The 12,662-nt window shown below is 43.7% G+C and carries 10 protein-coding genes and 1 pseudogene; 3 read left to right on the top strand and 8 right to left on the bottom strand.

Annotated elements, in window-relative coordinates:
• The first annotated feature begins 30 nt into the window (after window positions 1–30).
• Window positions 31–1,452 (top strand): sodium-dependent transporter, encoded by a 1,422-nt coding sequence (locus ACX5J7_RS10685; RefSeq protein ID WP_333971305.1) that lies wholly within the window; start codon window positions 31–33, stop codon window positions 1,450–1,452.
• A gap of 68 nt (window positions 1,453–1,520) precedes the next feature.
• Here ACX5J7_RS10685 and ACX5J7_RS10680 read toward each other — a convergent pair whose 3' ends face one another.
• Together ACX5J7_RS10680 and ACX5J7_RS10675 are read right to left on the bottom strand one after the other, a co-directional pair.
• Window positions 1,521–2,333 carry an NAD-dependent epimerase/dehydratase family protein gene (locus ACX5J7_RS10680; RefSeq protein ID WP_024016966.1) on the bottom strand — a complete coding sequence of 271 codons (813 nt, stop codon included), beginning with the start codon at window positions 2,331–2,333 and terminating at the stop codon, window positions 1,521–1,523.
• A 230-nt stretch (window positions 2,334–2,563) separates the two neighbouring features.
• Complete coding sequence (locus tag ACX5J7_RS10675) at window positions 2,564–3,376, bottom strand: DUF2884 family protein (protein ID WP_024016965.1); 813 nt, start codon at window positions 3,374–3,376, stop codon at window positions 2,564–2,566.
• Window positions 3,377–3,712: 336 nt separating this feature from the next.
• Here ACX5J7_RS10675 and ACX5J7_RS10670 point away from each other — a divergent pair, with 336 nt between their 5' ends.
• A complete protein-coding gene (locus tag ACX5J7_RS10670) occupies window positions 3,713–3,904 on the top strand; it encodes a hypothetical protein (protein WP_012519804.1) in 192 nt (63 codons plus the stop codon).
• Between the two features lie 69 nt (window positions 3,905–3,973).
• Here ACX5J7_RS10670 and ACX5J7_RS10665 read toward each other — a convergent pair whose 3' ends face one another.
• The 3 genes and pseudogenes from ACX5J7_RS10665 to yihG (ACX5J7_RS10655) form a co-directional block, all read right to left on the bottom strand.
• Window positions 3,974–5,404: a mechanosensitive ion channel family protein gene (locus ACX5J7_RS10665; protein ID WP_498707133.1), complete on the bottom strand. Its 1,431-nt coding sequence runs from the start codon at window positions 5,402–5,404 to the stop codon at window positions 3,974–3,976.
• A gap of 3 nt (window positions 5,405–5,407) precedes the next feature.
• A complete protein-coding gene (yihG, locus tag ACX5J7_RS10660; RefSeq protein WP_020744299.1) occupies window positions 5,408–6,301 on the bottom strand; it encodes a 1-acylglycerol-3-phosphate O-acyltransferase, YihG family in 894 nt (297 codons plus the stop codon).
• Window positions 6,298–7,211: pseudogene (gene yihG / locus ACX5J7_RS10655) on the bottom strand (1-acylglycerol-3-phosphate O-acyltransferase, YihG family). Before yihG (ACX5J7_RS10655) ends, yihG (ACX5J7_RS10660) begins: the two are co-directional and overlap by 4 nt.
• Window positions 7,212–7,324: 113 nt before the next feature.
• On the opposite strand from yihG (ACX5J7_RS10655), the gene fghA reads away from it, so the two are divergent.
• Window positions 7,325–8,164 carry an S-formylglutathione hydrolase gene (gene fghA, locus ACX5J7_RS10650; protein WP_498707130.1) on the top strand — a complete coding sequence of 280 codons (840 nt, stop codon included), beginning with the start codon at window positions 7,325–7,327 and terminating at the stop codon, window positions 8,162–8,164.
• 102 nt (window positions 8,165–8,266) lie between these two features.
• Here fghA and ACX5J7_RS10645 read toward each other — a convergent pair whose 3' ends face one another.
• Genes ACX5J7_RS10645 through ACX5J7_RS10635 form a run of 3 tightly spaced genes read right to left on the bottom strand, consistent with a single transcriptional unit; the run spans window position 8,267 to window position 12,661 of the window.
• On the bottom strand, window positions 8,267–10,387 hold the full coding sequence (locus tag ACX5J7_RS10645; RefSeq protein ID WP_498707128.1) for a sensor domain-containing protein: 2,121 nt from the start codon (window positions 10,385–10,387) through the stop codon (window positions 8,267–8,269).
• Window positions 10,388–10,396: 9 nt separating this feature from the next.
• Window positions 10,397–10,882 carry a Rab family GTPase gene (locus ACX5J7_RS10640; RefSeq protein WP_012519798.1) on the bottom strand — a complete coding sequence of 162 codons (486 nt, stop codon included), beginning with the start codon at window positions 10,880–10,882 and terminating at the stop codon, window positions 10,397–10,399.
• 15 nt (window positions 10,883–10,897) lie between these two features.
• Window positions 10,898–12,661, bottom strand: a complete 1,764-nt coding sequence (locus ACX5J7_RS10635; protein WP_498707126.1) for an OmpA family protein — start codon at window positions 12,659–12,661, stop codon at window positions 10,898–10,900.
• Between the last annotated feature and the right edge of the window lies 1 nt (window position 12,662).

Below are 12,662 nucleotides of genomic sequence, written 5' to 3'. Positions count from 1 at the left end.
TATAACAATAACTCAACGAGAGGAAGGGATATGAGCGGGGCCAGAGAACAGTTCGGATCGCGCATAGGTTTTATTTTGGCTGCTGCCGGTTCTGCAGTAGGCATTGGTAATTTGGTTGGTTTCCCTGTCGGTGCAGCTAAAAACGGCGGCGGCGCATTTTTGTTAATGTACGCCATTTTCGTTTTTGCGATATGTTTGCCGGTTATGCTGGCGGAAATGTCAGTAGGACGCCATGCTAAAAAAGACCCATTAGGCGCGTACAGCGATATCAGCGGTAACGAAAAAAAATGGAAGGTCGCAGGTTGGTTAGCCATTGCTACACCTTTCATGATTGCCGTTTTCTACATGGTTATCACCGTGTGGCTTTTTGGCTATTTGTTTGAAGCGGTAAGCGGAAACTTAGATAAACTCGCTAACCCCGAAACCTTTGGGCTGTTTATTAACTCAGAGGCAATCTTCGCCTATATGGCAGTTGTGGTTGGGGTGGTGTACCTCATACTTCAAGGCGGGGTAAAAGAAGGCATCGAAAAAGCGGCAAAGCTGCTTATGCCAGCACTCTTTGTTATGCTCATTGGCTTGGTAGTGTTTGTACTGACCCGAGAAAATGCCATGGCTGGGGTTAAGTTCTATATCGTGCCTGAGTTTTCAAAAATCACGGCTGAAGTTGTCAACGGCGCCTTGTCGCAAGCCTTCTTTTCGCTGTCGTTAGGTATGGGTATTCTGATCACTTACGGAAGCTATATTGATAAACGAGCGGATGTGCCTAACTCGGCCAAATTGGTTGCCTTAACCGATACAGCGGTTGCATTTACTGCGGGGTTAATGATTCTTCCGGCTATCTTCTCTTTTAACCCAGATATTAACCCTGATGATCTAAGTGAGTCTTCGGTTGGCATGATCTTTACATACCTACCGAGTATCTTTCTCGCGTTACAAGATTCAATCGGGTATCTCGGTGCGTCGATTGTAGCGAGCTTGTTCTTCTTGCTTGTGTTCTTCGCAGCAATTACTTCACTGGTATCTATTTTTGAAGTACCGGTTGCGGCATTGATGGACGAGAAAGGCGTAAGTCGCAAATGGGCGCTAGGCTCTTTAGGCAGCATTATGATTGTGTTAGCCATTTTGAGCGCATTATCGTTCGGTAAAGTGGATATGTTGACTTCGTTTATGCACTACGCAGGGGCAGATAAGTCTTTGTTTGATGTGATTTACGACGTGTTCTACGACACTATTTTACCGCTCAACGGCTTACTTATTTGCTTGTTTGTTATTTACCGTTGGAAGAGCGCTAACTTCAACGCGTCTTTGGAAGAAGGTAGCAGCGGATACAAGGGTAGCTGGTTTGAAAAGTATGTAGATGTGTCGCTTAAAACCTTTATACCATTAATTCTGCTTGTTATTTTTGTAAACACAGTCGCAGTGAAATATTTTGGGTTTAACCTTTTCGGGTAAACCGCTTCACACATTACATCTAAACAAAAACGGCAAGCTTGGTAACGGGCTTGCCGTTTTTTATTGATTTAGAACATGCGATAGGGGTCAGCGAACTCGGGCGTAATACCTAACTGCGCCCAGCATTCACGGGCGTCAATTACTTTCCCACCAGGCTCAGCGTCGGTCCCTGTAAAATCAGGCGGCTCAATACCCATGGCTTTAGCAGCCTCAACATAGTACAGCCCCCGTTTGGGGTGAGACAAACTACACAGATGTATCGTGTCATTCAGTGGGGTACAGCGAATAATTTCGCCAAGCGCCTTAACGATATCAAAAACGTGAACCAGGTTTATTCTTTTATTCCCCGCTTCTAGCTGACGTCCACTTAACGAACGGGCCGGGTGACGGTCTGGGCCAACCAAGCCCGCTAACCGCACAATACTTACGTTAATTTGCTCTCGCAGTGACAGTAAATATTGCTCTATTGCTACATGCGCTTTTGCCGACGCAGTTTGAGGGTTGGTTTGGGCCTGCGCTGTCAATGTCTCATCAGTATTATCACCGTAAACCGAGGTCGTACTGATAAAAACGATATGCGCAACGCCCGCCCTGATCGCGCTATCTATTAATGACAGCATGTGCTTTGTAAAGGCGTCTAAATTGGTGCTTCGTCGGCCGGGCGGTACATTGAGTAATAAGGTTGCATTAGGTAAATAGCGTTCAAGGGGCTTGGTGTTATCTCCTAGCGCATATTCAAGTGCTTCGATACCTTGCGCTTGTAACGCATGGCATTTGTCCCGACTTCTACTTGTGCCGACAATATTGAAATCATCGTTAAGTGCTTCGCCAACATACCCGGCTAACCATCCATAACCCGTAATTACTAAATTTTGCGTCATAGTCTCAATACCCTTTGTTTAATAGCCGTAGATTACATTAATTTGCAAAGCCTTGCTTTTATCAATACGTAAGTCGTTTTACTGATTGCCTTAAAAAGCGGCACTAAAAGCGCAAAGGTTTAAACGGGGTTGATACACGAAGACAGGGGGCGGACTTGCGAAAAAAGCCAACTATGGGCGTTACCCATCATTGGCTTTATAGATGTTAATGGTTTTGATACGAAGGGCTATTACATCTTCATTTCTGCATGACCATCGATATCTAACAGGTTCAGCTCTTCAAGCCCGGCAATTGACGCCTGCATTTTTCCTTCAGCATAATCAGCCTGTTTCAATACTTTACACAAGGCATCGCCTTTTTCTTCTAGTGCGGCGGCTTGACTCTCAAGACGATATTCTAGGTCTTCACCCCAACGTTCCATTTTTTCTTCGAATTCAGACATATCGCCGCCTTCCCATAGCATCTGAGTACCTACGGCTATTAAAATTCTGCCTATCGACTCGCTAATCAATGACTCTATCTGTGTTTCAAATTCTTGTTCCCAGCTTTCGTCAAACCAACCTGGCTCATCGAACTTGGTTGAATCGACACGGATATTACCCGCTTCATCATAAAATGAGGTGTTGAGCTTAGCGTCGAGCGAGTTAAAGAGTTCACGAAAGTCGTCGCCCATTTGGTCGCCGCCAAGGAGCTCTGTGAATACTTCAGTTACCGCGACATTAGCAATCTCTAAACCTTCACTGGCAATGTTCAGTGTCATTGGAATGGCCATATCTATATTGTCGTAGTATTCACCCACCCACTTTTTTTGCTCGCGATTAAGCGACACAGCTTCGCCGTTAACGGTCATATTGTGTTGAGCGTCTATGCTCATCACCGAGCCATTATCCATGGTTACGGTTAAGTCGCCTTGATAGTATTGAATGTGACCATCAAGCTCCATATCACAGCTGTTGGTCTGAAAGTTCTTATCGTGTGCAAGTGCCTGTCCACTGATTAAAGCGCTGGTGATGGCAACTGAAAGTAATAGTTTGTTAGACATTGTTCATTCCTTATTTCACTATTAACACGGTAGTGCGCGTGCAAAATGTAGTTCGGTATAGCCAGGGCTTGCTAAAAGCGGCGGCGATAGCCTGTTTGTAAAGAATAGAGCAATGCTCTTGCCAGAATTTAAAGGTTATATTTTTCAGTGGGTTATGCTTTTTTTGAGAGGGCAGGAAATATAGGCGGCTCCATTTTTTGGCGAATATAATAATAAATTAGCCATTTTGACTAAGATCAATTTATGCCTTTTACGGCATATTTAAACCCATCCAAGCATGTTCAAATCTTAATTATTGGTGCATAATACTGCCAATAATTTTAAGGGGTTATCACAATGGCTGATTGGATTAATGCAATTATGTTTGGTGTTGCGCTAATTGCCTTTACGCTAGGGCTAAGCAGCATCGTTATGGGCTTTATGACTGCTAAAGCAGGTGCTGAAGGTATGCAGGAAAAAATCGAGTACGGTTTTTTTGGCGTTACAGGTTTGGTGCTTTGCATGCTGATGGCCTATGCCTTAGCTTAAGCAAAAAGCGTTATGAAAAAACCGGCTTCAAAGCCGGTTTTTTTACGTCTGTAAAACAGTTATTGATGGTTACGCTTTCGGCGTGCTGTGAGGCTCTGCAGGCGTGTTTACACTAGGCTCTGTGCTTTCATCGGCACTTTCATCGGCACTTCCATCAGAACTTTCACTTGTACTTTGCTTGGCACTATTATCAGCACCTTGCCTGGCGTTCACCTTTGCCTCTTGCTGATAGGCACTGTGCTCGCGGTGGGCTAAAAGCGAGAGGTGACCGTCTCGCTGGTAGGCGCGTAGGTCGAACAGGTCAAGCATGGCCATGACGTGGTCGAAAATATCCGACTGTACTTTCTCGTATTTGACCCATTCTTTTTCTGCGCTAAAGCAATAAATTTCTAAGGGCAAACCTAGCTCATTAGGGGGAAGCTGCCTAACCATAAGCGTAAGCTCTTGGTTGATATTCGCATGCTTGCGCAAATAGGCTTCTAAGTAGGCTCTAAACGTACCGATATTGGTTAGCTTGCGGTTATTGAGTAAATCCGACTCATCAATGGAGTAATCCCTGTGATAAGCACGCAGTTCGTTTTTCTTTTTATCGATATATTCGTTGATATAACGAATTTTTGAAAAGCGGTCTAACATATCGTTGTCGCAGAGTTTGATAGAGTGCACATCAATATAAATGGCGCGCTTAATTCTGCGGCCGCCGGACTCCTGCATACCTCGCCAGTTCTTCACCGCTTCAGTAGTAAGGCTATAAGTAGGTAGTGTCGAGATGGTTTTGTCCCAGTTTTGTACCTTTACATTGGTTAAGCCTATTTCAAGTATTTCACCGTCGACTTCGTATTTCGGCATGGCTATCCAATCACCGGTATTGAACATGCGGTTAGCGGCAATCTGTATACCGGCTACAAAACCTAAAATAGTGTCTCTGAATATCAATAACAGCACCGCGGCAATAGCGGTTAGGCCCGATACAATAAGCAACGGACTTCTATCGACTATTAAAGAAATACTCAGCAGTATAGTAATGATTGCAAAGGCAAGTTTAGTCACCTGAATGAACCCTGTAATCGGGGCTCGTCGGGAAAGGGCTGAGGCGTTGTAAACGTCTTCTACTGTGCTTAGCATGGCGTACAAAGCGAGTAAGCCACTGTAAAGCATATACAGCTGAGCACTTTTGATTACCATACCGTGCATGACGGCTTCATCATCGATAAGTACTGGAGTGGCAACGTAGATGAATAGCGCAGGGAAGAGGTGCATTAAACGTCTAAAGAAGCCATGCTCTTGAAGCGCGTTGTCCCATTTATTATTAGACTTGTAAACCCAGCTAGCAATTTGCGGGCGTACTAATAACCGCGCAATAATATAAATGAACGCTGCAATTATCAGGATAGACCCTAGTGCAAGCACTGTATAAAGCGGGTCCTCAGTGGTTAAGTTTGGGAAAACGTCTTTTACCAAGTGTATAAAATAATCGCGTACTGAAGCACTCACTTCCATTATTTATGACTCCAATAATTGCTTTATGCGGTTGTCTTTATTTTTCCATAAGCTGTTTAACCAGTTTTGGAAATAAAGACGAAATTCAGACTCTGTGCGTTCTGACTGCTGTTGTAACTCGGGTACAGGCGTTACGTTTACATCAATAACAATTTTAGTCATCTGGCCGCTTAACATTGCCATCATCGGATGACGTTTATTTTCAGGGTAGAGCAAAGAAATATCCAGTACGTTCGTAAATAACTCGCCCATGGCTGATAAGGCGAAAGACACGCCCCCCGCCTTAGGTGGAAGTAAGTTGACGTAGGGGCTTTGCTTTGAAAGGTGCTTCTGTGATGTAAAGCGTGTTCCTTCAACAAAATTTATTACTGTAGTTGGCACGGTTCTGAACTTTTCACAATACGTTTTAGTGGTTTCCAGATCTTTTCCCCTTTTTTCAGGGTGCTTCTCTAAATAAGCACGGGTATACCTGTGCATGAAAGGCATATCAAGTGCCCACGCGCCAAGCCCTACAAAAGGCAGCCAGATAAGCTCTTTCTTTAAGAAAAACTTGGGCGCTGGAATACGATGTGTAGCAAATTCAATAAGTAAAATGATATCGAGGTAGCTTAGGTGGTTCGCGATAATAAGATACCAGCTATCTTTAGAAAGCGTGCCGTGAACAGAGCACACAATGTCGACCTTGTTGAATAGGCGAATCAATATGACACTAATGCGGCCAAAGCTAAACATCAGCGCGTGCATGACCTTATTCCACGCTGTTCTAATTTTTCCGTTCGGCAATAAAAGCTTTACCAAACCCAATAGAATAATAAGCCCACCCCACAAAGCTAAGTTAAGAATTTGCAGTGTGGTATGTAAAACGAAGATAAAAGGCGCAAGTACTAGACGGATCATAATGGTTTCTGAGTTGCGTTAAGTGATGCTAAACGTTGATCTTTGGCATGCCAACGCTCATTTAGCCATGTCTGAAACCGGGCACGCACTTGTGGGTCATCAAAATAGCTGTCGTTGAAAACCCCATTATCCATAATCTCTTTTATTGGCATCACATCAATATTCACGCGAATGTCGCGAACTTTACCGCTTACGAAATCCCAAAACGAGGGGACCCCATTAGGATAGTCGATGGTAACGTCAATAAGTTTATGTAGCTGGTCGCCCATGGCCGACAACACAAAAGCAATACCGCCGGCTTTAGGCTTTAGCAAGTGCTCAAACGGAGAGTTCTGTCTATCATGCTTGGCTTTGGTGAAACGCGTGCCTTCTACGAAGTTCATTATACTTACCGGCTTATTGCGAAATTTTTCACACGCTTTGCGGGTGGTTTCCATATCTTTACCTTTCAGGTGCGGATTTTTAGCAATGAAAGACTTCGAGTAACGACGCATGAATGGAAAATCGAGCGCCCACCAGGTAAGACCTAAAATGGGCACATAAATAAGCTCTTTTTTGAGGAAAAACTTCAGAAAAGGAATCTTTCGGTTAAATACACGTTGAAGAACGAGGATATCGACCCAAGATTGATGGTTAGCAACAACGAGGTACCAATCTTTTCGAGTCAGTTTTTCCAGCCCGTTTACTTGCCACTTTGTGCGTCCACTAATGCGCTGATTAATATTATTGACGCCGATCCACGCGGTGGCGCATGCGTCGAGTAAATAAGAAATGAAACGCCGCCACGGGGCGATAGGGATGAGTTTAAAAACTGCCAATATAAAAATAGGCGTAGACCACAAAACTGTGTTTAAAAAAAAAAAATGACCGAAATAGTGCCAACAATATGATGCAGCAGTGCTTTTACCATTGTACTTACCTCAAAAATTAGGCGCTTAGTGTAAACGAACTTGATCTAAAATCCGATAGAGCCTTTACTGATTCCACAATAAAGGTGCAAATTTACGAATTTAAGGAGCTGAAATGGAACTTATTGGCGAAAATAGAGCATTTGGGGGGCGTCATTTACGCTACACCCACAAAGCTGAAACAACACAGTGCGATATGACATTCGCGATATTTCTTCCCCCTTTCGCTTCGAAAGAGAAGCCAGTGCCAGTATTGTATTGGCTGTCGGGGTTGACCTGTACCGACCAAAACTTCATGCAGAAAGCAGGAGCAATGAAACTAGCGGCCGAGCTCGGTATGGCAATAGTCGCACCAGATACATCACCTCGAGGAGAAGGTGTACCTGATGATGAAGGATCTTATGATTTCGGCCTAGGCGCTGGGTTCTACGTAAATGCTACGCAAGCACCGTGGAATACGCATTACAACATGTATAACTACATTGTTGATGAATTGCCTGCGCTCATTGAAAGTGAGTTCCCTGTTACTAAAGAGCGAGCCATTAGTGGCCATTCAATGGGGGGGCACGGTGCCTTAGTTATCGGCATGCGTAATCCGAATAAGTTTGTATCTGTGTCTGCTTTTAGCCCTATTTCAAATCCATCTGATTGTCCGTGGGGACAAAAGGCGCTTGGCCGTTACTTAGGCGATGATAAAGAAACGTGGAAGGATTATGACGCTTCTGTGTTACTTGCAAGTAAAACACACAGCGTGCCGCTTTTAGTTGAGCAAGGCACAAAAGATGAGTTTTTACACGAGCAACTAAAGCCGCAAACGTTAGTGCATGCTGCACAGCAATCAGACACCCAGTTAACGCTAAACATGCATGAAGGTTATGATCACAGCTATTTCTTCATCGCTTCATTTATTGAAGAACACTTAGAGTTCCACGCGGGGCATATGGGCCTTATTTAACAATATTTCGAATGTGGAAAGCCGAAGAACGGCGATGTAAATCGCGGTCTTCGGCTTTTTTATTTGTAGATAGGGTAAGAGATGGTGTAAGTCATTGCCTGTTTATTTAAGCTTTTGCGCTAGCGAAATAAATTCCTTTATAGCGACGGGGCGTTGGTATAAATACCCTTGACCATACGCACATTGATGACTTTGCAAAAAGTCTTGCTGCTGCTGGGTCTCAATCCCTTCAGCGATGATTTTTATATTCAGGTTATGTGCTAAACCTAAAATAGCTTGCACAATGGCTTGGTCGTCGGTGTTTTTTTCAAGTTCACTTACAAACGAGCGGTCAATTTTAAGTTCGTCAATTGGCAGCTTTTTCAAATACACGAGTGAACTGAAGCCTGTTCCAAAGTCATCAATCGATACGGTAATCCCCATCCCGCGAAGTTCGTTCAACAGAACCGAAACCACATCTAAACTTTCTACCAACACGCTTTCGGTAAGTTCAATTGACAGGTTTGAGCCCGGCAGCTGATGGTCTTCAAGTGCGTTCCTAATTTGGTTAAGCAAGGCCAAGTCTGAGACTTGTCGGCCCGAGATGTTAATTGCTAAACGGATGTCTAAATTGGCCCCTTTTAAGGCGTCAATCGCATTACACGCTTCATTGATAAGCCACTCACCAAAGGGGAAGATGAGCTCGCTTTTCTCCGCTAGTGGAATAAATACTTCTGGGGAAATAAATTTTCCCTCGGGCGTAATCCAACGTGCCAAGGCTTCACATTTAACAATTTTACCTGTGGTTAAATCGACGATAGGCTGTAAAAAAAGCTTTAGCTGGTTTTCGTCTATCGCTTTGCGAAGCTGGTTTTCAAGTTCATTAATGGCGAAGTGCTGTTTATGTAACTCTTCGCTATAAGTTAGCGCAGTATTACGCCCCTGATATTTAGATGCCTGTAAGGCAATATCAGCACACTGAAGCAGACCCTCAGACGAACTGCAGTGGGCAGGGTAGTTAGCTTCACCAATGTTCACCCCTAAGTTTGGCTCGCTTCCATTAAGGACGGTATAGGTTTGGGTTAACTTTTGAATAAGGTTTTTTACGTACTGCTCGCTCGATTCATCCTTAAACGTATCTTCACGTTTCACTAGGGCGAATTCGTTACTGCCAATTCTTGCTATAAAGCCGCTATTGCCGACGAAGGCCTGCAGGCGAAGCGCGAAGGACTTGAGGATCTCATCTCCTGACTGATAGCTAAGCGCTTCATTTATTCTCTTGAAACCGCAAATATCAATAATGAAAAGCTTGAATGCCGTTTCCTCTTGCACAAGACGTTTTACGGTATCAGTAAACAGATTCCGATTGGCAACCTTGGTTAGCGAGTCCATTCCGCTAGCGGTTAACACGCTCTCTTCTTTATTGTGAATATGTGTAATATCAGTAAACAGGTAAACCCAGTGCGTCAGCTCATCTCCCTGTAACACTGGGTGAATGGTAACTTGAAGCCAGACTTTGTATTCGTCCACCGGCTGCCAATAAAGCTCTCCCTGCCAAGGGGCTTTTTTCTTCACAAGAGTTGGTAAGAAAGAGGCGGGGGCATCGATACCTTTTAATAGCTCACCTACGCGGATTGAGCTTGGTGTTGTACTGCTGCAAAGAAGAAGCCTATGAGAGGCTTTGTTATCAAGAACTAAACCGCCCTTATCATCAAGAATAACCACACCTGTTTCAAGGTTGTGAATTGCTTGTTGAATAGGAGGAACCAATTTCTGCATTCGTTTATTTTTGCGAAGCACACTGTTTAATTTGTGCCTTATATATTCATGCTGACCAACGATTTCGTGGTGGCTTAACAATAGCTCTCTTGCGGCTTGCAGGGTTTTTCGCTTTTCGTCGAATTGTTCTTCAATGTTTTTAACTACTAAGTAGCGCGAGCCAGATTCGCTATTAATCGCTAGTGCCTCAAGACGTAGTACCTGCTTTTCATTTTGTTCTGTCCAAAAGCCTGAAGACAAGGTAAAAGAGGTATCGCCTTTCCACACCTCATCGGCATCTAGAAAGAAATCATCTAGGAAAATGGAGGGGATATGCTTTTTTTGTAGTCGGTTTTTTTCGTCTAATGTGACAACGTGAGGAAGCCATGGTAATTCTGGGGTTAGGCACTCTAATTCTTCTTCAGCACTGCACTTAAATAAAGCGCAATTCGTAATGCCCAACGCATTTAATAAATGAATATCCATGGCAATCTCCTACCAAAACGCAATGGTACTAAATAAGTTTTCTACATTTTCACCGGTTTTTGCGCTGGTTTTTGTAAGCGAAGTAAATTTCTGAGCATAAGTGTTTAGCTCTTCCTCACTCCAATGCCAACTTGTTGGAAGGTCGGTTTTATTAACAACGAAAAATGCAGGAATGTCAGGGTAGTGTTCTTTGGCGAGTTCTAAAATTTCCATGCCTTCAAGCAAAGATTGAGAACGGGTCTGGTCTACCACAACGATGTAGGCGCTGGCCCCTCTAAGATATCGAGGGTTGAAACCACAGTATCTGTCGATACCTTCTAAATCCCAAAGCAGAAGCTGAACACCGCGTCCCTCTTTATTGACTTGTTTCTTGTCTATTTTTACACCAATAGTGGTCTTGTACTTTTCAGAGAAAATACCTTCGACGAACTGCTTGATTAGGCTTGTTTTTCCAACACCAGTAGGTCCTAAAATACAAACTTTTTTCTGTATCACTGAAAAGTTTCCTTACTACAGCTCACTGGATATTAATACGTTTAACATAACTGAACGTCCCATTGATGCGTTTTGCAATGGTAGCTCTCCTAAGCTTACAGGTATAAGGATATCACTTTCTACACCAAGTGAAATTAATGAATTCACAACATTCTCTGCGCGTTTTTGGCTAAGCTCACGATTTCGTGCACTTGAACCTGAGTTGTCACTGGCACCCATTACCACAATGCTAACAACCGTATTGGTTTTGTTGGCAAGAGATAAAAGTTGCTTTATTTCGTTAGCCAGTGATTCTAATTTGGCTAACTGTACTTCAGAAAGCACTTGTTGGTTAGTAGCAAAAAGTACAGTTTGCGAAGAAATTTTATTAACTAACCGGTTTAGCGCCGCTTTTTGTATAACAGCATTGTCGATTTGATGGGCTGCTTTTATGTTAAGCGCATCCGTATCTACATGAATTGACGAAATACCTGGAATACGCCCCATTTGTTGGGTAAAGCGCTGAGCGGTTGAGGCGAATACGCTTCCCGAAATCACTGCGTTATTATCCTCTTTAGCGTTAAGCGACAAGGTTTCTGTTTCACTTAAGTGCAACGCATTAACCAGCGTTTCGAGTTTACGCAATATCACATGGGATTTGAGCGAGACAAACGGCTCTTCACTAACAATCACTCTGGATAAGTCAATATCACTTTCGCTAAACCACTGGTTAATGCTGGTGGCGGCGGGATCTCGTAGCACCTTTGCGTGTACTTTTCCGTTTGAAATATAAGTGTCGGTAAGGATGACACCAGGTGGAGGCACAAGCTCGTGTAAATCGCTTTTTAATACAGTCAGCGATAGCCGCATAAATGATAGAATAACTATCGCGAACAGCATTGCTAAAAGTACAACACCGCCGATAAGGCGCTTCGATTTCTTACCTTCGCCTTCTTTTCTTTCACTTACCAAGCAGTCGGCCAAAATAGTTTCGCAGTCGTCAAAGGGGGCGTTATCACCGTCATAGTTGACTAAGGGCTGTTGGTAAAAGTGGTGAAACTCTTCTAGCGCCTGCTGCAGCTTGCCGCGCACTTCGGGCGGAACACTGCCTGTTACTGCCGCGACAAGTAGAGCCTGGGGGCCAATTTTAATAAGTAATGTGAAATCTTCTGTTTTGATTTCACCAAGCTCGTTTTCTGATTCCGTGCTTGTTACGCCAAAAGCGTCGGCCACAAAATCATTAATAGCAACTAGCATGGAAGAAATGAGATCGGCATCTTTTTCTTTATCAGGATCTGATGAAATACTGTGAAGAAGTGTTCCGGTCTCTCTATGAATAACCAGAAGCTGCTGAACCTGATATTGGTAGATTTGTGAGGCAACATATTCAGAATACTTGATACCCGACTGCCATGCTCTAAATCGCCACGAAATACTCTTCGGACTTAGGCTGTGTTCAATAAGCGCATTGGTTCGTTCTACGAATTCAATCAAAAACGACGAAACCGCTTTTCTTACCAATGTGCCAACAAGGGGATAAAGCGTGCCTACAATTTTCTCACTGTTTGCCTCTATGGAGCGGTGCAAAGACTTTTCAACCAGAGGGACAAGTACCTTGTTCACTGAGCCATCTTTGGTTTCACGCTCAAACAATGCTTCTGAAACAACACTACTTACAAAGCCCTTTGCATCGTTATTAAGCTTCTCCTGAACGAACTTGTCGTCTCGCCCAATAAGCAGCTCTCTGACTTTATCCAGTGAGTTGTCAGGCAAATCAGCTGGTGCTCCCTTGTCAGTCATT

Source organism: Alteromonas infernus (assembly GCF_902705815.1).
Note: the sequence above shows the minus strand (reverse complement) of the source record. Positions and strands in the feature narration are given on the sequence as shown.